Source organism: Labrenzia sp. PHM005 (genome assembly GCF_006517275.1).
Classification (GTDB): domain Bacteria; phylum Pseudomonadota; class Alphaproteobacteria; order Rhizobiales; family Stappiaceae; genus Roseibium.
The window spans coordinates 1,300,973-1,323,229 of record NZ_CP041191.1 but is presented as its reverse complement, the minus strand read 5'-3'; the positions used below and the strand labels follow the sequence as shown (position 1 = coordinate 1,323,229).

The 22,257-nt window shown below is 55.5% G+C and carries 28 protein-coding genes and 1 tRNA gene; 17 read left to right on the top strand and 12 right to left on the bottom strand.

Annotated elements, in window-relative coordinates; all coding sequences use genetic code 11:
* Positions 1-21 precede the first annotated feature (21 nt).
* Entirely contained in the window at positions 22-795 is a 774-nt protein-coding gene (locus FJ695_RS05970; protein ID WP_141184590.1) for a hypothetical protein, read from the top strand.
* A 169-nt stretch (positions 796-964) separates the two neighbouring features.
* A complete protein-coding gene (locus FJ695_RS05965; RefSeq protein WP_141184589.1) occupies positions 965-1,729 on the top strand; it encodes a Bax inhibitor-1/YccA family protein in 765 nt (254 codons plus the stop codon).
* 72 nt (positions 1,730-1,801) lie between these two features.
* Here FJ695_RS05965 and FJ695_RS05960 read toward each other — a convergent pair whose 3' ends face one another.
* A complete protein-coding gene (locus FJ695_RS05960; RefSeq protein WP_141184588.1) occupies positions 1,802-2,716 on the bottom strand; it encodes a LysR family transcriptional regulator in 915 nt (304 codons plus the stop codon).
* A 452-nt stretch (positions 2,717-3,168) separates the two neighbouring features.
* On the opposite strand from FJ695_RS05960, the gene FJ695_RS05955 reads away from it, so the two are divergent.
* The gene (locus tag FJ695_RS05955) at positions 3,169-3,912 is read left to right on the top strand and encodes an L-histidine N(alpha)-methyltransferase (RefSeq protein WP_141184587.1); all 744 of its coding nucleotides are present in this window, start codon (positions 3,169-3,171) and stop codon (positions 3,910-3,912) included.
* Positions 3,872-5,062 (top strand): MFS transporter, encoded by a 1,191-nt coding sequence (locus FJ695_RS05950; RefSeq protein WP_168206274.1) that lies wholly within the window; start codon positions 3,872-3,874, stop codon positions 5,060-5,062. Before FJ695_RS05955 ends, FJ695_RS05950 begins: the two co-directional genes overlap by 41 nt.
* A 337-nt stretch (positions 5,063-5,399) precedes the next feature.
* On the opposite strand, the gene FJ695_RS05945 is transcribed toward FJ695_RS05950, so the two are convergent.
* Positions 5,400-5,789 (bottom strand): DUF2794 domain-containing protein, encoded by a 390-nt coding sequence (locus FJ695_RS05945; RefSeq protein WP_141184585.1) that lies wholly within the window; start codon positions 5,787-5,789, stop codon positions 5,400-5,402.
* A gap of 495 nt (positions 5,790-6,284) precedes the next feature.
* On the opposite strand from FJ695_RS05945, the gene FJ695_RS05940 reads away from it, so the two are divergent.
* On the top strand, positions 6,285-6,803 hold the full coding sequence (locus FJ695_RS05940; RefSeq protein ID WP_141184584.1) for a GNAT family N-acetyltransferase: 519 nt from the start codon (positions 6,285-6,287) through the stop codon (positions 6,801-6,803).
* Between the two features lie 16 nt (positions 6,804-6,819).
* Here the strand turns inward: FJ695_RS05940 and FJ695_RS05935 are convergent, their stop codons facing one another.
* Complete coding sequence (locus FJ695_RS05935; RefSeq protein WP_141184583.1) at positions 6,820-7,389, bottom strand: hypothetical protein; 570 nt, start codon at positions 7,387-7,389, stop codon at positions 6,820-6,822.
* Between the two features lie 145 nt (positions 7,390-7,534).
* On the opposite strand from FJ695_RS05935, the gene ppa reads away from it, so the two are divergent.
* Positions 7,535-8,074 carry an inorganic diphosphatase gene (gene ppa / locus FJ695_RS05930; RefSeq protein ID WP_141184582.1) on the top strand — a complete coding sequence of 180 codons (540 nt, stop codon included), beginning with the start codon at positions 7,535-7,537 and terminating at the stop codon, positions 8,072-8,074.
* Positions 8,075-8,113: 39 nt separating this feature from the next.
* Here ppa and FJ695_RS05925 read toward each other — a convergent pair whose 3' ends face one another.
* The 5 genes from FJ695_RS05925 to FJ695_RS05905 form a co-directional block, all read right to left on the bottom strand.
* Positions 8,114-8,548 carry a metallopeptidase family protein gene (locus tag FJ695_RS05925; RefSeq protein WP_141184581.1) on the bottom strand — a complete coding sequence of 145 codons (435 nt, stop codon included), beginning with the start codon at positions 8,546-8,548 and terminating at the stop codon, positions 8,114-8,116.
* Positions 8,549-8,607: 59 nt separating this feature from the next.
* Positions 8,608-8,862, bottom strand: a complete 255-nt coding sequence (locus tag FJ695_RS05920) for a hypothetical protein (RefSeq protein WP_141184580.1) — start codon at positions 8,860-8,862, stop codon at positions 8,608-8,610.
* Positions 8,859-9,383, bottom strand: a complete 525-nt coding sequence (locus FJ695_RS05915; protein WP_141184579.1) for a disulfide bond formation protein B — start codon at positions 9,381-9,383, stop codon at positions 8,859-8,861. Before FJ695_RS05915 ends, FJ695_RS05920 begins: the two co-directional genes overlap by 4 nt.
* Positions 9,384-9,397: 14 nt before the next feature.
* Positions 9,398-9,976, bottom strand: a complete 579-nt coding sequence (locus tag FJ695_RS05910) for a YqaA family protein (protein WP_141184578.1) — start codon at positions 9,974-9,976, stop codon at positions 9,398-9,400.
* 128 nt (positions 9,977-10,104) lie between these two features.
* Positions 10,105-10,584: an ester cyclase gene (locus FJ695_RS05905; RefSeq protein WP_141184577.1), complete on the bottom strand. Its 480-nt coding sequence runs from the start codon at positions 10,582-10,584 to the stop codon at positions 10,105-10,107.
* Positions 10,585-10,715: 131 nt separating this feature from the next.
* On the opposite strand from FJ695_RS05905, the gene FJ695_RS05900 reads away from it, so the two are divergent.
* Positions 10,716-11,603 carry a LysR family transcriptional regulator gene (locus tag FJ695_RS05900; protein ID WP_141184576.1) on the top strand — a complete coding sequence of 296 codons (888 nt, stop codon included), beginning with the start codon at positions 10,716-10,718 and terminating at the stop codon, positions 11,601-11,603.
* Positions 11,604-11,689: 86 nt separating this feature from the next.
* Here FJ695_RS05900 and FJ695_RS05895 read toward each other — a convergent pair.
* Positions 11,690-11,774: transfer RNA gene (locus FJ695_RS05895), tRNA-Leu, on the bottom strand.
* A 313-nt stretch (positions 11,775-12,087) separates the two neighbouring features.
* Between FJ695_RS05895 and FJ695_RS05890 the strand changes: the two genes are divergently transcribed.
* A complete protein-coding gene (locus FJ695_RS05890) occupies positions 12,088-13,653 on the top strand; it encodes a CYTH and CHAD domain-containing protein (protein WP_141184575.1) in 1,566 nt (521 codons plus the stop codon).
* Between the two features lie 128 nt (positions 13,654-13,781).
* Positions 13,782-14,309, top strand: coding sequence for a cytochrome b (locus tag FJ695_RS05885; protein ID WP_141184574.1), 528 nt, complete (start codon positions 13,782-13,784; stop codon positions 14,307-14,309).
* Positions 14,310-14,326: 17 nt separating this feature from the next.
* On the opposite strand, the gene FJ695_RS05880 is transcribed toward FJ695_RS05885, so the two are convergent.
* Positions 14,327-14,974, bottom strand: coding sequence for a ferric reductase-like transmembrane domain-containing protein (locus tag FJ695_RS05880; protein ID WP_247653796.1), 648 nt, complete (start codon positions 14,972-14,974; stop codon positions 14,327-14,329).
* On the bottom strand, positions 14,955-15,440 hold the full coding sequence (locus FJ695_RS05875; RefSeq protein WP_141184572.1) for a twin-arginine translocation pathway signal: 486 nt from the start codon (positions 15,438-15,440) through the stop codon (positions 14,955-14,957). The genes FJ695_RS05880 and FJ695_RS05875 overlap by 20 nt, the downstream gene beginning before the upstream one ends.
* A gap of 242 nt (positions 15,441-15,682) precedes the next feature.
* On the opposite strand from FJ695_RS05875, the gene FJ695_RS05870 reads away from it, so the two are divergent.
* Complete coding sequence (locus tag FJ695_RS05870) at positions 15,683-16,213, top strand: YdcF family protein (RefSeq protein ID WP_141184571.1); 531 nt, start codon at positions 15,683-15,685, stop codon at positions 16,211-16,213.
* Between the two features lie 18 nt (positions 16,214-16,231).
* On the opposite strand, the gene phnF is transcribed toward FJ695_RS05870, so the two are convergent.
* Positions 16,232-16,969, bottom strand: a complete 738-nt coding sequence (gene phnF / locus FJ695_RS05865; protein ID WP_141184570.1) for a phosphonate metabolism transcriptional regulator PhnF — start codon at positions 16,967-16,969, stop codon at positions 16,232-16,234.
* Positions 16,970-17,105: 136 nt separating this feature from the next.
* Here phnF and phnG point away from each other — a divergent pair, with 136 nt between their 5' ends.
* Genes phnG through phnL form a run of 7 tightly spaced genes read left to right on the top strand, consistent with a single transcriptional unit; the run spans position 17,106 to position 22,165 of the window.
* Positions 17,106-17,579, top strand: a complete 474-nt coding sequence (phnG, locus tag FJ695_RS05860; protein ID WP_168206273.1) for a phosphonate C-P lyase system protein PhnG — start codon at positions 17,106-17,108, stop codon at positions 17,577-17,579.
* A complete protein-coding gene (gene phnH, locus FJ695_RS05855) occupies positions 17,579-18,190 on the top strand; it encodes a phosphonate C-P lyase system protein PhnH (RefSeq protein ID WP_141184569.1) in 612 nt (203 codons plus the stop codon). The genes phnG and phnH overlap by 1 nt, the downstream gene beginning before the upstream one ends.
* A gap of 4 nt (positions 18,191-18,194) precedes the next feature.
* Positions 18,195-19,316: a carbon-phosphorus lyase complex subunit PhnI gene (locus FJ695_RS05850; protein WP_141184568.1), complete on the top strand. Its 1,122-nt coding sequence runs from the start codon at positions 18,195-18,197 to the stop codon at positions 19,314-19,316.
* The gene (fosX, locus tag FJ695_RS05845) at positions 19,313-19,741 is read left to right on the top strand and encodes a FosX/FosE/FosI family fosfomycin resistance hydrolase (RefSeq protein ID WP_141184567.1); all 429 of its coding nucleotides are present in this window, start codon (positions 19,313-19,315) and stop codon (positions 19,739-19,741) included. The genes FJ695_RS05850 and fosX overlap by 4 nt, the downstream gene beginning before the upstream one ends.
* The gene (locus FJ695_RS05840) at positions 19,738-20,673 is read left to right on the top strand and encodes an alpha-D-ribose 1-methylphosphonate 5-phosphate C-P-lyase PhnJ (protein ID WP_141184566.1); all 936 of its coding nucleotides are present in this window, start codon (positions 19,738-19,740) and stop codon (positions 20,671-20,673) included. Before fosX ends, FJ695_RS05840 begins: the two co-directional genes overlap by 4 nt.
* Positions 20,670-21,458 (top strand): phosphonate C-P lyase system protein PhnK, encoded by a 789-nt coding sequence (gene phnK / locus FJ695_RS05835; protein ID WP_141184565.1) that lies wholly within the window; start codon positions 20,670-20,672, stop codon positions 21,456-21,458. Before FJ695_RS05840 ends, phnK begins: the two co-directional genes overlap by 4 nt.
* 2 nt (positions 21,459-21,460) lie before the next feature.
* Positions 21,461-22,165, top strand: a complete 705-nt coding sequence (phnL, locus tag FJ695_RS05830) for a phosphonate C-P lyase system protein PhnL (RefSeq protein ID WP_141184564.1) — start codon at positions 21,461-21,463, stop codon at positions 22,163-22,165.
* Positions 22,166-22,257: the final 92 nt, after the last annotated feature.

The following is a 22,257-nucleotide window of genomic DNA, read 5'->3' as shown; positions in this document are numbered from 1 at the left end:
TTTCTGGGAGGGCTTACCAATATGCCGGTCAATCATTTGAGTTCGTTGTTCAAGACCACTGCCGCCGCTGCGCTTGCTGCCGCATCTCTGCTAATGGCTGCACCTGCTGCCCAGGCTGAGAGCCCGTTTCACACCGGTGTCTGGCAGCTGAATACGCCTGAGGGCGCCCGCGGCCTGGTCGTCAGTGATTGGCTGGTGTTCGAAAATGGTCTGCCAAAGCGCTGGCTTTACCGCCGGGCTGGCACCAATGATGCCAACCAGTTCGATTTTTTCACCCGTAGCATTGGTGATAACGGTTTCACACCCGTTGGAATCCGTGTCTACCGGACCGGCGAACACGAGATGAAATATACCATCTCGGAAAAGGGCAAAGACGCGATTGAAGTCTCAGCAAAACGCTTGTCTATCCCGAACTATAAAAACTCCTGTCTGTCCGTGGAAAACAAGGGCAACCGCTTGAAAGGCGGCGGCTGGGTTGGCACACCGCAGTCAGCTGGCAAAAAACTGCGCGTTTCGAAATCCAAACTCACAATCGACGGCAAGTCCCGTGACGTGACCGTCGAGGACGTTCGTGTTGGCCGGGTTGGCATTATGGAAAATGGCAAACCACTGGCCTTCTTCACCGATGCTGGTGGGGATTATGGTGTCCTGCAATGGTTTCAGGACGGTGTAACACCGGAAGTCATGCGCGACACAACAAAAGAAGTGATGGATTTCAAGGCAGAAGAGATCTTCCGCTGGCAACAGGGCACTTGTGACCGTCAGATCGAATCCCGCCTAAAAGAAATGAAATAAGGCACTCTCTTAATCATACGGTGCGGAAATACGGACTGGCGTAGAAAGATTACGATTTTTTCACGAAATCAATCTTGTGCTAAGATCCGTATTCTCCCATATGTTGAGGGAGCTGTGCTGCATGCGGAATATCATGCGCATAATATGAATAAAGGGGAAACTCACGACCATGTCGACCTTTGACCGTCAATCTCAAGGCGCCTACTCGGTTGCCGGCGCACGTGCCGAGGCCGGCATAGACCAGGGCCTGCGCGCCTATATGCTGGGCGTTTACAACTACATGACCTTCGGCGTAGCGCTGACCGGCTTCTTTGCTATCGGCACCTACATGATGTCAGTTGTCACCAACGACGCTGGCGCCATTGTCGGCCTGACCCCGCTTGGCGCTGCCCTGTTCGGCAGCCCGTTGAAATGGGTTGTCATGCTGGCCCCGCTCGGAATGGTGATGTGGCTGTCCTTCCGCATTCAGTCCATGAGCGCCTCTGCCGCGCGGACCATGTTCCTGGTCTACTCCGCGATGATGGGTATCTCGCTGTCTTCGATCTTCATGATTTACACCGGTGGTTCGATCGCGCGCGTGTTCTTCATTTCCGCAGCTGCCTTCGGTGCGCTGAGCCTCTTCGGCTACACCACAAAAAAGGACCTGTCGGCTTGGGGTTCTTTCCTATTCATGGGCCTGATCGGCATCGTGATCGCGTCCCTGGTGAACATCTTCCTGGCCTCCTCCGCGATGCAGTTCGCCATCTCCGTGATCGGTGTTCTGGTGTTTGCTGGCCTGACGGCGTACGACACCCAGCAGATCAAGGAAATGTACTACGAAGGTGACTCTGGTGAAGTTGCCACCAAGAAGTCTGTCATGGGCGCCCTGCGCCTCTACCTGGACTTCATCAACCTGTTCCTAATGCTGCTGCAGCTGTTCGGCAACCGCGAATAAGCGCTCTGCATAGAGAAACACGAAAGCCCGGCCACTGCGCCGGGCTTTTTTGTTTTCTGCATTTGGCGGTTGCTAAGCTTGCACGACCCGCAAATCGGGGTGGGTGCTGGAGTTCAAGACCGACTGGCCGGAAACAGAACTCTCCAAAAACTGCTCAAGATAAGTCTTCAGGTGATGTACAATGGGTGAGGAATTCTGAGCTTGCGTGTAAATCGCCAAGCGGGTCGCCGGCAATGGCGGAAACCCTGCTTGCTCCTTTAAGACTTTGAAACTGTCAAGAACCGCTCCCGCCGGCAAACAGCCAACTCCGGTTCCCGAGAGGATTGCCATTTGTGCAGCCGCAACGCTGGTCGTGGTAATTTGCTCATACCAGCGCCGCCCAGCGGCTTCCAATGATGTAAAAACGAATTGGCGGAAGGGGCACGGCTCAGGAAACAAGATCAACGGCAACGGGTCGGACAAAACGCAATCCTCACTGGCCACCCAGTAAAGCAGCTCCTCGACACAAGCATTTGCTTCCGCGGAACCTGATTGCACAAGGGCAATCGCCAAATTGATTTCATTGGCCGCCAGCCGCTCATGCAGCGTCGCGCTGTCTGCCACCGTCAATTCCAGCTTTACGTTTGAATGAACCCTCACGAAGCTGCAGAACAACGATTGCAATCTGCTTGTTGCAAACCACTCAGGCAAACCGACATGCACTTTTCCGGTAAGCTCTGGCGCAGACAGACGCATGCGGGCTTCTTCGTGGGATTTCAGAATTTGAGCGGCGTGATCATACAATATGCGGCCATGTGGCGTCAGAACCATGATGCGCGACGTCCGCTCTATGAGTTGGCGCCCTATTCGGTCTTCCAGCCGGCGCAGCTGAGAACTCACGCAAGGCTGTGTTCGGTTGATGAGCGCCCCTGCACGCGTAACACTCCCAGTATCGGCGACGGCCACAAAAGCCTCTAGAAGCTCGATGTCAAATCGTCCGGCAGTCATTTACCCCACCAACCCCACCTACAAAAGGGAAACAAAAATCAACAACACTATCTATGGTTGAATATAAAATTATATTATACGAAGTTGCAATTATAAATTTAGCTGCATGGGCATAATCCCCTATTACGGGAGGATGTAATCCAAAGCCCAAAAGGTTCCAAATGTCGTTAGCTTATTCTGCGCCACAGTCCGATCTGGAAACTCCGGCAATTGTTTTGCCACCGCTTTGCGAAAGAGTTCGAGCCGCAATTTCCCTGCATACAGAGTTCAGTACGGATCGGATCCTCACTCAGGAAAATCGGGAAAAATATGCTGAAAAAGCCTCCGGCAGTGAATCTTCGGATCACTTGTTCGAAGTGTTCGATCTTATGCGGCAACTGAATGAACAAGGTCTGGCCTCCAACTCGCTTGGAAAGGCCACGAACAGCGGCAATTCATTCCGGCAGGCTCTTTTGGAGATTTGTTCCCAAATCGCCCAAACGGCAAGCGCCCGGCCATTCACCTATGTTGAACTTGGACCTGAACCAATCAAGACCGCTTACATACTGAAAACGCTACAAGAAATGAACGTTAAGATCGATCAGTATATTGCGGTCGATATCAATCCAAAATCCGCTGAGCATATGAGGCCGGTCTTAGAGCAGGTTCTTAATGGAACGCCTCTGACATTTGTTACCAGTGCCTTTGAAGAGTTCCAGATGCCAGAACTTCAAGTTGGGTCTGAAACCCCAGCGCTGATTACCATGCTTGGATTTCAGGAAGGCAATGATGATCCATCAGTCGTGAATGAATGGCTCCGGACAATCGCACGGCCAGGTGATTATCTCTTGGCCGAAAGCCAACTACTCATACAGTCACATCAAGACCGGATAAGCTGTTTTTACAGTCATCCCGCCATGTTGAGGTTTTCCCGAATCGCATTTGAAAAAGCGATCTGCACAAAAACCCCAAGTCTGAATCGTTTCTTTTTATTGCCTGTCCAATTTCATGATGGCCAAATAGCCCAAGCCGCTATTTTGGCGGAAGAATACGCAACCACAACCAGACAAAGAAACTTGCACGTTTCCAACTTTTGCCTGAAGCTGACACCTGAACAGTACCGTCACTACCGGGCGCTAAACGGCCATTTTAAAATCCTTTGCGAGGCGACAAGCGGTGACGAAACACTTCACTTCCAACTTTCCCGCCGAAACTAAAACCCAGCCACCGAATCTCCTGGGTCTGACTGCTGCTGGTTTGGCAATCGTCGCTGCCACTTACGGGCTCGCCCGCTATTGCTTCGGCCTTTTCTTGCCGGAAATCCGGCAAGAATTTGCGCTTTCAACGGAAACCATCGGCCTTATCGCCGGATTATCCTATGCAGGATATCTGATTGCCACTTTTGCCGGGTCCTGGCTTTCAACAATGGTTGGGCCGCGCCTGCCAATTTTTCTCGGCGGGCTTTCGGCAACCGCGGGAATGACCCTGATCGGGCTCTCACAAAGTCCTGAAATCCTAGCAATCGGAGTTTTTGTTGCCGGTATGAGTCCCGGTCTTGCTTATCCGCCTTTTTCAGATGTTATCGTCCATCACATCGAAACCAGGCGGCAAAACGCGATTTACGCCTGGATAAATTCAGGAACCGGGTTTGGGGTCGCTTTGGCCGGACCCCTGGCACTTCTTGCGAGTGAAGACTGGCGGCTGGCCTGGTTGATTTTTGCTGGTCTCGCCGGCCTTTTCACGATCTGGAACATGATGATCCTGCCGCGAAACAGCCCTAAACACGGAAAAATGTCAGGCGTCCCGATATCAGAACTGCTCAATCCCGCCGCGAGGCCTCTTTTTGCCGCCGCTTTGTTGTTCGGCGTCGTCACAGCTATTTATTGGACCTACGCAGTAGATCTCTTATTAGCGATAACCGATAACCCAGCGGCGGCTGTGGTATTTTGGATTGTATTGGGCACCGCAGGGATCACCGGTTGTTTTGCCGGAGGTCTGGTTAACCGGTGGGGCTTGCGTTCCAGTTACGGCCTTTTGCTGATCCTGATTGGCGGAGCGATCGCAACCCTGCCTGTAGCTGCGAGTATTCCGTCTGGAATCTACTATTCTGCTGCCAGTTTCGGGGCCGGCTTCATCATCACGACAGCATTATTTGGAATGTGGAGCATGCGGATCTTCCGCAACACGCCTTCCATCGGATTTGGGCTGACGTTTTTTCTAATCTCGCTTGGTCAAGGCATCGGCCCGGTTGCAGGCGGTTATCTGGCACCGCAATTTGGTTTGCCTGCCGTCTTTGTCAGTGCAGGCCTTTTGTGTTTTGTGTTGGCACTTTTCCGTCCTGCGGGCAAATTTCATGGCCATAACTGAGAATTATGAACCGGGCCAGCTCTATACTGATTATTTCCTGTCAGCACTGCACCGCACATGAAAAAATGGGGCACTAGCTGTTGTCAAACTGTAACGGTGAAATGACCGATGAATGAAGTCCCGCAGAACAGCCCCAAAAGTCAGCTCGATATGGAACTTTGCCGCGCCCTTTATCAAAAGGATCCGGAACGGCTCATCGAACTCGTGTCGAAATGGCTGGAGGCAAATCAGTTAACACTCGACCGCCAATTCTGCGTTCCTCACTATTTGCAGAACGCACTTTATCCAGCCGAGCGCCAAAGGCTTAATTAGAGCTCAGGCTTGACGATTAGCCAGATCAGGCGTCGACGACCCGCAGGTGTTTTTTCTTTTCCAGAACGCGGAGCACCTGAGCAAGGTCATGCCCGCGTTTTAAAATCATACCGCCCGCTGCAATGATCGAGTAAGCCCCTTGGCGGCGCGCCAGTTTCGGATCTTTTTCGATGCGGTAAAGTGGCATCTCGGACGAGCGCCGGAAAACTGAAAATACGGCCCGGTCTTTCAATATGTCGATGGCGTAGTCCCGCCATTCTCCATCAGCAACCATCCGGCCGTAGAGCCGCAAGATCGTGTCAAGTTCGCGCCGGTTGAAGGACACCACCGGTTTGGGTGGAGGAGCTTTGTGCCCATGTACCAGAGGGCTCAAGCTCCCGCTGCGCTGGGACGCGCTTTCGTCGGCTTCGCTCATTCCGCCTCCTTTTGCTCCGGACGACACCCTGTAAAAAGGCCGATAAGATCCCGGCGGGTGTGTCATCTCAGTGTTATGATGCTGCCTGTCTGCCCCGATTTGCAAGTCCGAGGCTGCAGAAAGATCAAATTCAGCGGAATTTCAGTTTAATTCAGGTCAGATCAATCAATTTCTGCCGTAGCGTAACTTTTCCAAAAAGAATACAGAAAATTTCATGATTTCGCCGCATTCCAGCCCTTGGCCAGCCAAAATACATACCCATATTAAGATCATACCTTGATGGGTACGATCTGCGGGCGCCGCGGTATGCAATAGCCCCCCAGCCCCCCGTGGCGAACTCAGATCTGCCGGATTTTTTGAGTCAAACATCAAGGCAACTGAAGGGCCGGCCAAACGCCGGCCCTTTTCATATCAGCAGCTCAGTCCATTCTTGGTTCTTTTGAACTTCGGTTTTTCCTTCCTATTAGGATGGCTTGTTGTATCCTTTTTCCTACGATGACCACCGATTTGATCGATCTGCGCGCGGCGAGAACCGCGGATTGCAAAGCCCTGGCCGGTATTCACAATGAAGCCTGGCTCGGAGCCTATCGCGGTGTGTTGCATGGCCTCGAACTCCAACGAATGATTTCACGACGCGGAGAAAGTTGGTGGCGCGGTGCGCTTGCCCGGGGCGTCAATGTCAAAATCCTGGCGATTGCCGATGTGCCAGCTGGCTATGCGACCTATGGGCCTTGCCGGTTGCGTAACACCAAAATGGACGGTGAAATCTACGAGCTTTACCTAAAGCCGGAATATCAAGGTCTCGGCTTTGGCCGTCGGCTTTTTGAGCATGTTCAGAAGATCTTCGCAGACCGGAGAGCCTCCGGCATTGCTGTTCAGGTCCTAAGCGACAATGATCCAGCAAAAGCGTTTTACCAAGCGATCGGCGGCCAGTTGTCTGGCAAATCTTGGCACCGGGTTGGAGGCCGGCGATTGGAGCTGTCGATTTATGTCTGGCCGAACCGCAACACCTGACGTCATCCATCAGAGATTATTGCGCCAGGCTTCCAGGATTTCCCAAGACGGTTGGCGGGGCGCTGCAATTGAACTGACCAGCGAGAGTGTCGGCCGCTTGCCGGGCCATCACATTGGCGTTTTTGTTGGCCTGGGCATCAATACGAGCGATCTGACATGTGCCGCCCCCCGGCAGTAACTGCGTGACGATCAAGACACTGCCTTGGCTTCCATCGTCCTTGCTCGGAAACCAGCGCAAGATCGTTGCAAAGGGCACACCGCCGCGCAGCCGCCACTCCAATGTCTCATTAATGGTATTGAACCGCGGCAAAGTTTGGACTGCAGCCGGCTCGTTGCCCGCATCGGGTCCAAATGACACAAACATCCGCAAGTCACCTTCGGCAACCATAACCGGCTGGCCTTGATAACCAGCACACATCCAGGTGCCGCCGATCGTAGCATCTTCATCAGAAGGCGCACTGAGGAGCTGACAAGCCTCAAGATCAATCTTGGTGTAGACGCTGGTGATTTCTGCCGTGTGCGCCGACTTGCTGCCTGCGGTTATGATTAGGCCCAATGCCAGAAGTAAAAGAACTGAACGCTTCATAGACTTAGTCCCAATCGCAATCGATTAACCTGAAACTGGAGCCATTCAGCCACGGTCATCAATTAGGTGCAATGCAAAACTAAAGACTTGAACTTCTGCCAGCGGATTGCGATAGACGGCGCGACGATCCTTTAGGAGTAGAGAGATGCGTATAGACGCCGTGCCGATTGGCAACAACCCGCCGGAAGATATCAACGTTATCGTTGAGGTCCCGGTCGGTGGCGAACCGATCAAATATGAAATGGATAAGGATGCCGGTGCGATGTATGTCGACCGCTTCCTCTACACACCGATGCGCTATCCGGGCAACTACGGCTTTGTTCCGCACACCTTGTGCGGCGATGGTGATCCGATCGACGTTGTCGTGGTCAACCAGCGCCCGGTGGTACCAGGTGCCATTATGAACTGCCGTCCGATCGGCGTTCTCTTGATGGAAGATGAATCCGGCCAGGACGAAAAGGTCATTGCGGTTCCGAGCCACAAGATCACCAAACGCTATGACAACGTCTCGGACATCACCGACCTGCCGCAGATCACCATCGAACAAGTGAAGCACTTCTTCGAACACTACAAAGATCTGGAGCCGGGCAAATGGGTGAAGATCACCGGTGTTGAAGGCGCTGAAGCTGCCAAGCGGATGATCCTGGAATCAATCGAGCGCGCCAAAACGGAAGCTGCCGGTTAAGGCGAACCGCTTTTGATTGTTGAGGCCGTAGCCAGTCCCTTACCGGTCGGCTGCGGCCTCAATGCGTTCCATGTCCTGGTCGCTTAAGCCGAAATGGTGGCCGATCTCGTGGATCAATACATGAGCGACCACCTCACCGAGTGTCTCGTCCATCGCTGCCCAATAATCAAGGATTGGACGGCGGAACAGCCAGATCCGGTTTGGCATCTGCCCGGTGTGCGAAAGATCTTCGCCCTCGTTCAAGCCCAGTCCTTCAAACAAGCCTAGAAGGTCGTGCGGATCCTCAATCGACAGGGCATCAAGCACATCGTCGGGCGCATATTCGGCAAGCTGGATCTGCAGATTCCCACAGCGCAGCAGAAGATCATCCGGCAAGGTTGCCAGTGTCTCGCTGGCCATCGCCTCAAATGCTTTCAGGTCCGGCGCTTTGAGATCAGACCAGTGACTGCGGCTGATCGGGTGGATAGAAGCCATAATTCTTGTTCCAGGCTCACAGGAGCCAAAATTTCCGCACTGACTCTAGGTCACACCACTTAAAGGTAGGTGACTACGAGGTAAATCACCAGACAAACAGCGAAAATCAGACCAAGGCCCCGGCCGATGCGGGTGCCCCATACCTCAATATGATCGTCGTCGTCTTTGTCCGCGGCGCTCATATGGTCTTTGGCGCGTTCCGCCATGCGCACAAAAGACGATGTGCCAACGGTTTCGCTTTCGCTCTGAACCCGGTCGATCGCTTTCAGCGCGTCGTCGCGCCGTTTGTCCTGGTGGTGTTTTGATCCGCTCATGCCGGAGACTTTGCCATGCTGCCACGCAATTTCAAAACGCCCGCCGCCAGAAGCGCAAGCAGAGCGAGACCGGCTGAAGCAACCGCATTCCAGCCGGCAAACGACAAGCCAAACATACGCCAGCTTGCTTCGGTGCAGCTGACCACCCGGGTGGACTGCAGGGCCTGCAGCATGTTTGCAGCCGATGCTGGCGCCGCACTGCCGCCGCCGCAGTCATTAGGGCCATCCCAGAACTGCCATTCGGCCCCCGCTTGGTAAATGCCAAGCCCGGCGCCATAGGCAAACACCACAGCGACACCCAGGAGAACCAGAGCTGCCAAGCCATTGCGGCCGCTGAACAATAAGAGCAACCCGAGCGCCGCCATTGGCAGACCAATGTAATAAGGAACACGCTGTTCCAGGCAAAGTTTGCAAGGCACATAACCGCCGATCAGCTGGTATCCCCAGGCAGTCGCGATCACCACCAGGCCGCCCGCAAGCAGCAAAGCAGTCAATCCTTGAGCCATTCGTTCGCTCGACATTCTGTTCTCGTTCCTCAAATAAACTTCAGCAGAACAAATCCGCCGACCAAGAGCACCACAAAAAGGGTGAACATAAGGCCCAGACGCCTTTCAATGAAATCCTTGATCGGCGGGCCAAAGAAATAGAGCAAGCCGGACACTATGAAAAACCGCAGACCGCGGGACACTATGCTTGCCGCAACAAAAACCGGCAAACTGAGACCGGCTGCCCCCGATGCAATTGTGATCACCTTGTAGGGAAATGGCGTCAAACCGGCGATGAAGACGAACCACCAGCCCCACTCAGCAAAGATGGATTTGAATTCGGCGACGTAATGCATCTTGCCATAGAACGCGAGAATCGGCTCGGCCACCTGCTCAAACAGGAACATGCCGATCAAATAGCCCAATACTCCACCGGCAACCGACGTCAGCGTACACAGCAGCGCATACCACCAGGCCTTCTCGCGCCGGGCGATTACCATGGGGATCAAAAGAATATCCGGCGGGATTGGAAATACCGAACTTTCAACAAAAGAAACCGATCCAAGCGCGGCGGGTGCGCGCGGTCCGGCGGCAAGGGACAATGTCCAGTCGTAAAGGCGTCTGATCATGCGAGACCCCATAGCCTCTGCAGTCAGAAAAGTCACCAAACGTTTTGGGGAACGCGCTCAATCATCGCGGAAATATGAGACCCGAACGGAGCAGAAGGCTCTTCTGAGCCTTCTGCCGCAATAAACTGTTATTGGCTGCTCAATTGGCGAAGCGCTCCCGCCCAATCTTCAACATGGAAGGTCCGGGCAATCTGACCGTTTTCGACTGTATGGATGTCGATCGCCAGAATATCGAAACTCTTGCCTTTCCCATCCACACCAAAGAATGGGCCTGACGGTGTTCCTGTCGCGCGGCTGCGTACTGCAATCTGGTTGCCGTCCTGCAGCATTTCTTCAACCGACCAGTTGAGGTCTGGGATCAGTTTTGCAAAGCCGCCAACCTGTTTGACAAACGCATCCCGGGATTTTGTTTTGCCGGAATAGTCACCGAGACTGGCCCAGTCCTCAGATGCCGCGGCCTCGAAAGCGGCGGCATGCTCTTCTGATGCCGGATTGCTTAGAAAGTCATAAAGGGTTTGCACGACCTGTTTGTCATCGGCCATCGCGGCACCGCTCAGTGAAATTGTTGCCAATGCGATGGCGGCGAAAAAAGATCTGAAGAGACGCATGGTTTTTCCTCTTGTCGTGAACTGGCCGCCGAAAAGCCGAACCGGCATACGGCCTGTCACACAAGATAGATTCTCGATCTAAACTCGATTAGGTTGGCCAATTAGATTTCAGTGTTTGGAATAGTTGAATAATGATTGACCAACTTCGTGCAATCGCAATCTTTGCCAAGACAGTTGATCACGGCTCGTTCCGAGCGGCTGCACAGGCATTGAATTTGTCTGCATCTGTGGTGAGCCACCATGTCTCAGAACTGGAAAAACAGCTTGGTGTCGCACTGATCTACCGCTCGACGCGAAAACTGTCTTTAACTCCGGATGGCGAACAGCTTCTTGCTGCGGCACATGACATGATCACTGCGGCAGAAACTGGCCTTCAGGCAGTGTCAAATATTGGACAAGCGCCCTCAGGTGATCTTCGCGTCACGATACCTGCCACCCTTGCACAATCCGGGCTCGTCGACAGAATAGCGGCCTTTTCAGCTGTCTATCCGAAGGTCAATTTGACGCTGGATTTCTCGGACACACGCCGGGAGTTGATTGGTGACGGGTTTGATATTGCTATTCGCATGGGGTGGCTCAAGGATAGCTCTCTCATATCCAAGAAGCTTTATGATGTGCCCCGCAATTTGGTCGCTTCAAAAAAATATCTAGAACGGAAGCCAAGCCCAAAGGCCCCAGAGCAACTAGAGGATTGGGAATGGCTCATTCTGGCACCAGCGCGATCTAGAAAGACGGAGTTTAAGAAGACTGGATCTGATCCTACTACCGTCAGACCGAAAGGCCACATTACGGTAAACGATGCGCATGCATTGTACCGGCTTGCTTATTGTGGTGCTGGCCTTGCAGTCGTGCCCGATTTTTTAGCGGAAGCAGACTTGGCAAACGGTTCTATGGAGTGGGTCTTGCCTGATTGGTCCGTCGAACCGGTCGGCGTTTATGCCGTGTGGCCGCCAAATGTCCCGAAACAAGGACTAAGCCGACTGTTCGTGGACAAGATATCAGGACAATTATCCACCTGATCTCTTTTGATTGACTTGTCACGACCGACACTGCCCATGTCCAGGTGAACACAGTTTTCAATCATATTGCCGGTTAGAGAATTAAGTGGTGCCCCCCGCCGGAATCGAACCGGCACTCCCGAAGGAACGGGATTTTGAATCCCGCGCGTCTACCAGTTCCGCCAGAGGGGCAACTGACACCGAGGAGGGTGAATATCACTGCACCTTAAACGATGCAAGCGGTTAGACGTTTATTACTGCTTACATATCCACTGGCTTGCACATCTCCTACCGCCAGCCGGAAGGAAGCCGGTTCACTGGTATCTACTCATGATCTTAGGTGTCCCAAACACCTGTAACAATTGTTGGATCGGGATGTCGAAAGGAGCGCTGCCTGACCGGATAGGTGCTTAGGTTTTCGATCCGGAACACTTTGCAGATGAAGGAAGGCGCAAATTGTGCGCTTTTTCTAGACAGTAGAAATTGGATTGGCTAAGTCTTTTTCATGAGCAAATCAGCACGTGAGATCGAGCTTAAGCTCGAACTGGACCCAGCCGCCCAGGATGCCATGAAACGATCCGGAATGATCGAAGGCTTCAGCGCTTCCAGAGCCGTCACCAAGACCCTGCAATCCATCTATTTCGACACACCGGATCAGGCGCTTCGGAAAGCCAAGATCTCACTCAGAGTACGGAAATCCGGACGCAGCTGGCTGCAAACCGCCAAACTCGGAACCGGGGTGATGGGAGGCCTGTCTTCCCCCATCGAGGCGGAACATCCAGTCCAAGGCCGGGCGCTTGATTTTTCGGTGATAGAAGATCCGGATGTACGCGACAAGCTGACCAGAACCATCGGCGACGCGGGCGTTTCAGAATGTTTTGAAACGGTGATGAAACGTACCACCCGGCAGCTCACCCGAGAAGCCGACGGCACGCATATCGAATTGGCCTTCGATACCGGCAACATTCTGGCGGGCCCGGAAAGCCATCCGCTGGTGGAATTGGAAATGGAGCTGAAATCCGGCCCAAGTTCCGCGCTTTTTGAGGCAGCCAAACAGCTCTTAAAGGACGTCCCCTTCCGCTTTTCACCTTTCAGCAAAGCCGAACGCGGATACCGCTTTGCGGAAGGCCGCCCGGACGACAAAAAAGTCCCCTATTTCGCTGAAGCTGTGGTCTTTGAAAAAGGCATAACTGTAGAACATGTATTCCGCGATGTGCTCCGTTCGTGCCTTACACAAATTGCAGAAAACCGCCTGGCGATCTTGGCCAGCGATGATCCAGAAGGCCCGCACCAGCTGCGCATCGGATTGCGCCGCCTGCGCAGCGCTTTCCGGCTGTTCCGGCCGGCTCTCAATCCGGAAACGATGGCTCCACTTGATCAATTGGCCCGTACAATTGCCGCAGAAGCCGGCGCCTTGCGGGATTTGGATGTCCTGATTGACGAGATTGTCCAGCCGCTGACCAGCATAGCCCCAGAGGGTCTTTCCTTTGACGCCCTTCTGACCGATTTGATCACCACCCGGGACACCGCCGCCAAGGCGGCTTTGGTAGCTCATCTGAAATCGGCCGACGTCAACGCCTTCCTTTTAGACCTTGCCGCCTACACGGAAGGGCGCGGCTGGCTCGATCCGGAAAATTTCGACCAGACTGCACTTTTGGCTCAACCGATTGAGATATTCGCGGCAAAGGCGCTCGCGAAACAATGGAACAAGGTCAACCGATCCGGAAAACGCATAGATGAACTCTCCATCCCTGAGCGTCACGACATGCGCAAGGCGATGAAAAAGATGCGGTATGGCATTGAGTTTTTCGAATGCCTTTATCCAAAGACCAGCGTGAAACCGCTGCTGAAACGGATGAAACGGCTGCAAGACATCTTTGGCTATCTCAACGATGTCGCCATGGCCGAGCGCCTTCCTGAAATCAGTAAGGTGACTGGCAAAGACGCCCTTGCAGCCGCTCAGGCAATCGGCTTTGCCATCGGCTGGCATGAAGCCCAAAGCCAATCCATGTGGCAACACGCGAAGGGCTATTGGCAGGCCACCAAAGAAGTTCCAAAATTCTGGGTCTAACGCGCGCGATTGACATTACGGCCCAATTGGCTTCTCTCAACGCCCGTTTTGATTGAAAAATTTTTGGGAACCGGCAAACATCTATTCCGAGGGACACGTTGGCGCGCATTAGTGCTGGAGGGGACGGAATGGCAGGCTTTGGCACACACAATCGATACGCGGCACCGTCACGGCTGCTGCATTGGACCATCGCCATTCTGGTGCTGCTTACCTGGCCACTTGGTTTGATGATCGACTTTGCCAAGAAAGATGTTGTTCTCAATTTCTATCTGGTTCACGAAAGCATCGGCTTTCTGGTGTTGTGGCTGATGCTGGTCAGAGTGGGCAATCGCCTGATCATAAAACCGCCGGTGCAAGATGGCCCGGCCATCGAACAAATCGCCGCCCACACGGTTCATGGACTGCTCTATCTCTTTTTGATCATCATGCCGGTCTCCGGGTTTCTGGCGACCAACGCGCATGGATTTCCGCTGAAGTGGTTTAACCTGATCCAGGTTTGGAGCCCTATCGGCAAAAGCCCGGATATCGCGCCGATCTTTTCAGCCATTCATTTCTGGAGTGCATGGATCCTGTTGGGCCTCTTCACCGTGCACATGGGCGCCGTGCTGATGCACCACGTGATCCGGAAAGACGACACCCTCTACCGGATCCTCTGAGAAGAAAGGGACGAGAGTTAGGCCTGCCTGCGCCGCAAGAGTGCCCATATTTTCAAATCATTCACTGCTTTTAAGGTCGCCAGCAGAACCAGCACGCAAAGGATCGCCTTGGAAACCGGCTCCATCGTGCCTTCAATCAACAAGGCGTGCACCACGCTGCCGACAACAATCACGAGGGCAAGTGCCGTATGCACCCGCCTCCAAACCTTTGGCCGAATGCGGAGGCGCTTTCGCAAGGCGGCAACAAGCGCAGCGGCAAACACCGCCCACATCGCGGCAACTCCCCAAAGGGAGAAAGGCGTCGGTGATCTGAAGAGAAGAACATCGATCACATCCGGCGGGCTGGTGATCCATAGGCCTGTGACATGAACGATGACCGCAAATACCAAGCCTGCACCGACCCATCTGTGCAACGATCGGCCGCGAAGGCTGGGGAAACCCGGAAGGTATCCGCCTGCCAGCAAAGGTTGGAAAAGCAAAAGCGCCAGAGCGATGACACCTGCAAACCCGGCTAAAATATAGACGGGTTGCCGCCATTGCAGCAGCGGGCTCATCGCAGCTGCGACCAGAGGAGCGATGACAACCAACAAAACAACCGCCCAGATCACGGCGCTGCGCAACCAGCTGCCACCGGCGCCAGTCTGATCAGACCGGCTGAAGGACAAAATGCGCTTCCAGGCTGGTATCCTTTGAACTGGGCATAACAGGGCGCAGGAAGACGGTTTCAAAGTCCCCGCTGTCATAAGCAAGGTGGCCGTGAGGTTGACCGAATGCAGGCACGATCTGCGGCATTTCTAGCCGGAATACACCGTCAGCATCTGTTAGCGTGGCGCCGTGGCTGCGAGAGTCCCGTTCATGGCCTTCCGTTGTATGCGCCCAGATCTGAATGCGTTGACCGGCAAGCGGAGCACCATCTCCGGCCCGGCGCACCGTGCCGGACATCCAGAACCCGCCACCGCCGATCCGTTTCACGATCGGGGCTCCAGGGCGGTAATTGTTGGAGCCGCCGCGCATCGATGGCGTTGGCGCAACACCCTTCGCTTGCGCCGGAACAATCAGTCCAGAAGCCGCGGTCACCAACGCCGCGCCGCCAGCTGCAAGAATGGTCCGGCGGGAGAAATCGGCTGCCATGGACATCCTCCTATCGGTCAGAAAGAACCTTGCGCCGCCCGCACCAGCAGCGCTTCACCGCAGGATATAATGCAGATCAGGACATTTCCGAGGCCAAGGCCGAGACTTGAGCTATTCGTGAGCCTCACGGTTTCGTGAGCAAGAGCCGAACAGTGCCCTCAGATTTAAGAGACGAAGGAAAGTCAGCAAACTGACCTCACACAAATTTGCCCAATGTTCGCGTCCACTGTAAGCAGACAAAGATGCAACCGTTGCAAAATCCACAGACCCCAGCCGACGCAATTGTCTTGCTCGGAGCTGCCGTCTGGACAGGCGGGCGTCCCAGCCCAACACTCCTCCGGCGGATCAAACACGCCGCTGCGCTCTATCATGCCGGTGCTGCGCCAATTATCGTTGGATGCGGCGGCCTTGGAAACCATCCCCCTGCAGAAGCTAATGTGATGAAACGCGAGCTGATCACTTTGGGTGTTCCAGAAAGCGTTATCCGCACCGAAACCCGGTCACGCAACACATTGGAGAACGCTGTCTTTTCCGCGCGGATCTTGCGACAGGAGAAGCTCGAAAATATTCTGATCGTCTCTGACCGGTATCATCTGCCCCGGGCGGTTTTGTGTTTCCAAACGCTCGGATTTTCGGCGACAGGGTCTGGACCTGGCCGGTCCGTTGGAAAGACTCCGCTCAACAAATGGCTCTTTGCCTGTCTTCGAGAGACGGCAGCTTATCCGCTCTATCTGGTCAAACTGCGTACGATACGAAAACGGTCGGGCTTTTGATCCAGCCAGCCGCGCGCGTCATTCTCCATTCACGACCAGTTGGATCCTGTCAGCGGCAGCACGCGTACGGGTGTACTGCAGCGGACGGCCATCGGGATCGACATTGACACTTTCTATCACCACAACCGGCTGACCCAAAGCGATGCCAAGCTGCTGAGCGTCTTCGGTATCGACCAGTTCCGCAGAAATTCGGCTCTCCCGCCGACAATAGTCTTTGATGCCGCCACGGCGCAAAGCTTCGGTAACGGTGCCGCATTCCGCGTAATCGGCCACCAGATTGGGAACTCTTGCCTGCTCAAGCCAACTGGTCCCCACCATCATTGGCACACTGTCGGCGACACGTAAGGTCTTGAGACGGATCAATGGTGTACCCAACGGCACATCCAGATGCTGTGCCAGCAGCGCATCGGCATCTTCAATTTCAGAGCCGATCAAGCGGCCGCTTGGGGCACGATCCTGGCCTGAGACGATTTCAGAAAACCTTGTGCGCGTACCGATCGGATAATTGAGTGGCGCATTGGCCACGAAAGTTCCCCGGCCCTGATCAGCGCGCAACAGACCTTCCGCAGTCAACGCCGCGATCGCCCTGCGGACGGTGTGCCGGTTGACACCAAAGCGGGACGCAATTTCCGATTCCGTCGGCAAGCGGCTGCCCTTTTCATAGGCGCCACCAGCGATTTCCGCTTTCAGCATCTCCATGATCTGGCGCCACACGGCAATGCCAGCAGCCCGGTCGAGTTTGGTTTGGCCTGTCATGCGCCCGTCATCAAATTTCGCTACTTCAGAGTCAATCATATTATTTGTCTATACAAATAGACAAATTAAGTCTACAACCTGCTCACGCACCGGCCTTAGTTGCCGATAAATGGCCGACCAACACAAAGGCGTGTTCATGACCGAGCCCACACCGTCTTCCACCATTGCTGGCGATCAAGCCGCCCGGCAGAAGAACCTTGCCATTCTCGCCCAAGCCCCGGCCGATGTTTTGCAAGATAAATTCAACGCCCTGGCGCCGCCGCCTTACGAACTGGTGCGACAACCGGAAACCGGTCTGGTGATGGTCCGCGGCCGAATGGGCGGGACGGGCAGCCCATTCAACCTTGGCGAGGTCACAGTCACCCGCTGTGTTGTCCGCCTGGACAGCGGTGAGACGGGCAGCGCCTACGCCCTTGGCCGCGACAAGACCAAGGCCCTGCAATCCGCCGTCATTGATGCCCTTTGGCAGCGCGGTGAGACGCGGGCACAAATCGAGGCAGACGTCCTTGCCCCGCTTTCGAATAGCCAAACAGAGCGCAAATCCACCGTCCGCGAGGAAACCGAGGCAACGCGGGTCAATTTCTTCACGATGGTGCGGGGAGACAACTGATGACCGCAAACGCTGCACTTGCCGCCGGTTTTGCCGATCCGGTTCACGACGCACAGGGGTGTTTCCGGACCATTATGAACGCCATGGCGCGACCCGGAACCCTCCAGGTACTTGGTCAAACCAACCTCACGCCCCCTGCACCGCTGACACCGGCAGCTGCCGCGATCGCGCTCACCCTGTTCGACTATGACACACCTGTTTGGCTCGACAAACAGCTTGCACAATCCGAGAGCGTGAAGGCCTTTCTCCGCTTTCACACAGGCGCACCAATTGTCAGTGAGCCCGTCGAGGCAGCCTTTGCCCTAATCGCAGATCCGGCCAACATGCTGCCGCTTGCAAGCTTCAATCAGGGCTCGGCCGAGTATCCGGACACGTCCACGACACTCATCCTGACAGGCCAAAACCTGGACGGCAAAGACGGTGTTGTGCTCGAAGGGCCCGGCATCAAGGACAAACAGGCGTTTGCAACAGGCCCTGTGCCGCAAGTGTTCTGGGATCAGGTCATTGCCAACAACGCCCAGTTCCCGCGCGGTGTCGACCTGATCTTTTCCGGCAAGGACACCATCGCAGCCCTTCCCCGCTCCACCTCAGTCACTCTAAAGGAGGCCTGAGCCCATGTATGTTGCTGTAAAGGGTGGCGAAAAGGCCATCCGCAATGCCCACAAGCTGACCGCCAAGCGGCGCCGCGGTGACACCTCCGTTCCCTCGCTCACTCTGGAGCAAATAGCCGAACAGCTGTCACACGCGGTGGCCCGCGTGATGGGGGAAGGCTCGCTTTATGACGAAACCCTCGCCGCATTGGCGATAAAACAGTCGCGCGGTGACCTAATTGAGGCCGCGTTCCTGATGCGTGCCTACCGGACAACGCTGCCGCGGTTCGGCTACAGCCAACCCGTCGACACGGCCAAGATGCTTGTCGAACGCCGGATTTCGGCCACCTACAAGGACTTGCCAGGCGGCCAGATGCTTGGCCCGACCTTTGACTACAGCCACCGCCTCCTGGATTTTGCCCTTGCTGCAGAAGGCGAGAGCGGGGGCTTCGACGCGGAAACGGCTCCGGTCGAAGACGAGCCGATGCCACGCGTCACAGATCTCCTTGGAGATGAAGGCCTGATCGAGCCGGACCCGGCAGCCGATAAAAACGCTCCGGTGGGCGATCTCACCCGCGATCCGCTGTCTTTTCCGGCAGGCCGGGATCTGCGTCTGCAAAACCTTGCCCGGGGCGACGAGGGCTTCTTGCTCGCGCTCGCCTACTCCACGCAGCGCGGTTACGGCCGGACGCACCCCTTTGCCGGTGAAATTCGGTACGGTGAGGTCGAAGTGGAGTTTTTTGCGGAAGAACTCGGCTTTGCTGTCACGCTTGGCACAATCAAGGTGACCGAGTGCCAGATGATCAACCAGTTTGCGGGATCGGCAAAGGCTCCGCCCGCCTTTACGCGTGGTTACGGCCTCGTTTTCGGACAAGTCGAGCGCAAGGCCATGTCCATGGCGATGGTCGACCGGTCTTTGCGCTGGGAAGAACTCGGCGAAGAACAGGTTGCCCCGGCCCAGGACGGTGAATTTGTCCTCTCCCACTCCGATAACATTCAAGCAACAGGGTTCGTCGAACACCTGAAGCTGCCGCACTATGTCGACTTCCAGGCCGAACTCGATCTGGTGCGTCGCATGCGCGGGGAGTGGTTTGAAAAACGGGCCCGCGAAGAAGCCGAAACCACTGCCAAAGAGGCTGCGGAATGAGCAGTGGCCTCAGCCATATGACCTTCATCGTCAGTGATCTGGACAAGATGACCCGGATCCTGACGGATGTCTTGAAAGCAGAAGAAGTCTACGACAGCGGCCAGGACACCTTCTCCTTGTCGGAGGAAAAGTTCTTCCTGGTCGGTGATGTCTGGATTGCGATCATGAAAGGCGCGCCGCTGCCCGGGCGCACCTACAATCACGTTGCCTTCAAGATTGAAGAACAAGACTTTGATGCCCGGCTTGCCGCGATCCAATCGCTCGGCCTTGAGTTCAAGCCGCCGCGCGACCGCGTCGAAGGCGAAGGCCGATCCATCTACTTTTACGACACCGACAATCATTTGTTCGAGCTTCACACCGGCACACTGGAAATGCGGCTCGAAAACTATCGCAAAATTCTCGATGAACGGAGGGCCGCACAATGAACGCCACGGCTCAGATTTTCGATCAGGGTGAATACAATTTCGCCTATCTCGATGAACAAACCAAACGCATGATCCGCCGCGCGATCCTGAAAGGCATCGCGATCCCGGGATACCAGGTACCGTTTGCCTCGCGCGAGATGCCGATGCCCTACGGCTGGGGCACCGGCGGGGTTCAGGTCACCGCCTCGATCCTTGGCAAGAATGATTGCCTGAAGATGATCGACCAGGGCTCGGACGACACAACCAACGCCGTTTCCTTGCGCGGGTTCTTCGAAAAGACGGCAAACGTGCGCACGACCTACGAAACGTCTGAGGCAACCGTCATCCAGACCCGCCACAGAATCCCCGAAAAGGACCTGCGTGAGGACCAGGTCTTGGTGTTCCAGGTCCCGATCCCCGAACCGCTCCGGTTTCTGGAGCCGCGGGAAACGGAAACCCGCAAGATGCATGCCCTCGAAGACTACGGTCTCATGCACGTAAAACTCTACGAGGACATCGCCAAGAACGGCCACATCGCCACCACATACGCCTATCCGGTGATGGTCAATGACCGCTATGTGATGGATCCCTCGCCAACGCCGAAATTCGACAATCCGAAAATCGACGAAATGGCCGCATTACAGCTCTATGGCGCGGGCCGGGAAAAACGCATCTATGCGATCCCGCCCTACACCAAAGTGAAGAGCCTCGACTTCGAGGACTATCCATTCGAGGTTCAGAAGTTCGACAAGCCATGCGGGCTGTGCGGCGCAGAGCATGTCTATCTCGACGAGGTCATTCTTGATGACAAGGGCGGGCGCATGTTCGTCTGCTCGGACAGCGACTATTGCGAAGAACGGCGTGCCGCAGGGCATGTCGGACCGATGGCTGCAAACCCAGCCGCTCAGCAAATTGGCGTACAAGGCTCGACCACACAGGAGGCCTCCCGATGAGTGTCTTTCAGGCTGACGACCCTCTGCTGCAGGTCCATAACGTGACCCGCTACTACGGCGACCGGATTGGTTGCACCGACGTCTCCTTCGATCTTTGGCCTGGCGAAGTGCTGGCCATTGTCGGAGAGAGCGGTTCTGGCAAGACCACGCTTTTGAACTGCCTGTCGACACGACTTGCACCCACCGCAGGCGCCATTGAATACCGCATGCGCGACGGGTCGATGCGCAATCTCTATCAGCTCTCGGAAGCGGAACGACGCTTGCTGATGCGCACCGACTGGGGATTTGTGCATCAGAATGCCGCCGACGGCCTGCGCATGAACGTCTCGGCTGGTGCCAATGTCGGCGAGCGGCTGATGGCGGTCGGCGACCGGCACTACGGCAAGATCCGCGAGACGGCAGATGATTGGCTGGGGCGGGTAGAGATCGCCAGCGACCGGATCGACGATGATCCGCGCTCGTTCTCAGGCGGCATGCGGCAACGGCTGCAGATTGCCCGAAATCTCGTAACCCATCCGCGGCTGGTCTTCATGGACGAACCGACCGGCGGTCTGGACGTTTCGGTCCAGGCCCGGTTGCTCGATCTTCTGCGCCGTCTAGTCGCTGATCTCGGGCTATCGGTCGTCATCGTCACCCACGATCTGGCAGTTGCCCGTCTGCTGTCGCACCGGATCATGGTGATGCGCCACGGCCGGGTGATTGAAGCGGGATTGACCGATCAGGTTCTGGACGATCCGCGCGAGCCTTACACCCAGTTGCTTGTCTCCTCCATTTTGCAGGTCTGATCATGCCAGTGCGTCTTTATCTGAACAGTGTCGGCAAGTCCTTCACCATGCACCTTCAGGGCGGCACGGTGATCCCGGTTGTCGAAAGCGTCGAGTTTTCTGTCGAGGCCGGCGAATGCGTGGTCCTTGGCGGTCCCTCCGGAGCGGGCAAGAGCTCGATCCTGAAAATGATCTACGGCAACTACCGCTGCGATCAGGGCCAGATCCTGGTGACTGTTGGCGAGGAGATCATCAACGTTGCAGATGCGGAGCCGCGCCAGGTCTTGCGGCTGCGGGAAAACACAATCGGCTATGTCAGCCAGTTCCTGCGCACGATCCCGCGCGTTTCTGCCGAGGAAGTGGTCGCCGAACCATTGGTGGCCCAAGGCACCAGCGAAGCAGAAGGGCTCGATACGGCGCGCAGCCTTCTCTCCCTGCTGAATGTCCCCGAAAGGCTCTGGAAATTGCCACCGGCTACCTTTTCCGGCGGCGAACAGCAGCGGGTCAACATTGCCCGGGGTTTCATCGCGCACTATCCGATCCTGCTTCTGGATGAGCCGACGGCCTCTCTCGATGCGGCCAACCGTGCTGTTGTGGTCCGCCTGGTGGAAGAGAAGAAGGCCAAGGGCGTTGCCATGGTCGGTATCCTGCACGACCAGGATGTGCGTGAAGAAATTGCAGACCGCATCATCGATGTCACCAGCTTTAGCGCCGAGGCCGCGGCTTGATGATCTTGGAACGCGGAAAACCAACAAAGGACATCTGCTCCCTCTCCCACGGGGAGAGCGCCGGGGTAAGGGGGAGTTACGAGCGTGTCTCC